Source organism: Salmonella sp. SAL4457 (genome assembly GCF_046548235.1).
GTDB lineage: Bacteria > Pseudomonadota > Gammaproteobacteria > Enterobacterales > Enterobacteriaceae > Salmonella > Salmonella enterica.
Window position 1 is genome coordinate 1 of record NZ_JBGDZO010000089.1, and the last position, 407, is coordinate 407.

At 68.8% G+C, this 407-nt stretch carries 1 protein-coding gene; it reads right to left on the reverse strand.

Features of this window, described 5'->3' with window-relative positions; translation table 11 throughout:
* The coding region (locus ACLJNW_RS23360; protein WP_410961106.1) for a hypothetical protein at positions 1–231 on the reverse strand (231 nt) is incomplete at its 3' end.
* Positions 232–407: the final 176 nt, after the last annotated feature.

Below are 407 nucleotides of genomic sequence, written 5' to 3' on the forward strand. Positions count from 1 at the left end.
CTGCGAGGCGGCAGCGGGCTTGCGTGGGGTCCCCCGAACGGCGCCCTTCGCAGGCTTGCCGGCGGCCTTGGCCGGAGCCTTCGCGGCGTTCTTCCTGGAGCGGGCCTTGGCCGGCTGCAACAAGGCTTCGCGAGCCTCGCGCTCGGCCTGCAGGTAGGCGGTGGTACGCGGGAAACAACGCGCCAGGGCGCTGGAGAGCATCGACTTGTAGCGCCGTACGGCAGACAGCATCGGGGACCGGTCCAGACAAAGCATGTGGCTGAATCATAAGTGTTTTCCGCCCTCGGCCGACAGTCGGACGCGGACCGCCCATCGCGCCAGGGCAACCCTTGCGCGACCGCGCCGGTCTACCCTTCGGGCCCTGCCGGCCTGCCAACTCAGCGAAAACAAGGAGCCTACCCATGAGC